A 968-nucleotide genomic window follows, 5' to 3' on the forward strand; every position below is an offset into this window, starting at 1 on the left:
CGACGATGGCGTCGTCGACGAGCAGACCGATCGCGAGTACCATGGCGAACATGGTCAGCGTGTTGATCGAATAGCCTGTCGCGGCAAGGATGCCGAAGGTTCCGAGCAGAACCACCGGAACCGCGATGGTCGGAATGAGCGTCGCCCGAAAGTTCTGCAGGAAGACCAGGAGAACGACGAAGACGAGCACGATGGCTTCGATCAGCGTGTGCACCACCTTTTCGATCGACAGCTCGACGAAGGGCGTCGTGTCATAGGGATAGGTGATCTCCACGCCCTCGGGCAGGCCCTTGGAAATGGAATCGAGCGCGGTTCTCACACGGCCGGCGGTATCGATGGCGTTGGCGCCGATCGCCAGGTTGACGGCGAAGCCGCTCGATGGCTGCGCATTGTAGCGCGAGGAGCCGCCATAGCTTTCCTGGCCGATCTCGATGCGCGCGACGTCGCTCAAGCGAACCGTCGAGCCGTCCTTCTCGACCTTCAAGATGATGTGCTCGAAGTCGGAAACGGTGGTCAGCTGGCTCTGCGCGGTGATCGTGACGTTCATCTGCTGGCCTTCGAGGGAAGGCTGGGCGCCGAGCGAACCCACGGATACCTGGGTGTTCTGCGCCTCGATTGCCGAGGTCACGTCGCCCGTCGTCAGCTGGTACTTGACCAGCTTGTAGGGGTCGAGCCAGACGCGCATGGCGTAGCCGGAGCCGAAGATGTTGACGCTGCCGACGCCTTCGAGGCGCTGTACCTGCTTTTCGATCGAGTTGGACAGGATGTTGCCGAGATCGACGGAGTTGCGCTTGCCGTCGGTGGAGACCAGCGCACCGACGAGAAGGATACTCGAGGTCGAGCGGGTGACGCTGATGCCGGCGTCTATAACGTCGCTCGGCAGCTGGGACTGCACCAGCTGCAGCTTGTTCTGCACCTGCACCTGGGCGATATCGGGATCGGCCGCCGTGCCGAAGGTCAGCGAGATG

The 968-nt window shown here is 62.3% G+C and carries 1 protein-coding gene; it reads right to left on the reverse strand.

What is annotated here, in order from left to right; genetic code table 11:
• The coding region (locus B3605_RS21790; protein WP_296436005.1) for an efflux RND transporter permease subunit at window positions 1-968 on the reverse strand (968 nt) is incomplete at both ends.

Origin of the sequence: Rhizobium sp. UBA1881 (genome assembly GCF_002338015.1) — a bacterium.
GTDB lineage: Bacteria > Pseudomonadota > Alphaproteobacteria > Rhizobiales > Rhizobiaceae > Rhizobium.